This is a genomic window from Xenorhabdus entomophaga, assembly GCF_037996725.1.
GTDB lineage: Bacteria > Pseudomonadota > Gammaproteobacteria > Enterobacterales > Enterobacteriaceae > Xenorhabdus > Xenorhabdus khoisanae.
Map to the genome: position 1 here is coordinate 1 of NZ_JBBMXH010000352.1, position 439 is coordinate 439.

The 439-nt window shown below is 57.6% G+C and carries 1 protein-coding gene; it reads right to left on the minus strand.

Going from position 1 to position 439, the window contains the following annotated elements; all coding sequences use genetic code 11:
• Positions 1-87 precede the first annotated feature (87 nt).
• The coding region (locus tag AAC854_RS23155; protein ID WP_340619136.1) for a hypothetical protein at positions 88-439 on the minus strand (352 nt) is incomplete at its 5' end.

Below are 439 nucleotides of genomic sequence, written 5' to 3' on the forward strand. Positions count from 1 at the left end.
CCGGCCTTGCGCAGGATTTGGGTCTGGAGATCAGTTTCCAGTGCCTGTAACCGGCGCCCCAGCTCCTCCAGCCCGGACAGGTTGGCGCTAATCATCGGCTGCCTCCGCAAAGGTCAGGACAAAATCACGGGTGATGCGGTAGCGCTTGCGGTTTTTCGTCTCCTCATCGGCCTCTTGGTGCAGTGGGCCGCGCGATACGGTCTGCACCGGATAGTGACCGATAAATCCGTGCTGCACCGACTCCCACGCTGAACGGATTTTGGCTTCCAGTTTGAGCGCGTGTGCATAGTCATACAGGACAAGGCTTATCTGAAAGCGGGCTTCTGTTAATCGGGTAGATGCCAGCCCGGTATTGAATTTGGGGTCACTGATACGCTGGTAGGTGACCCCTTCCAGTATGCCGGACGGCAATATCAGCGGGTAGACCGGTAACCCGGTT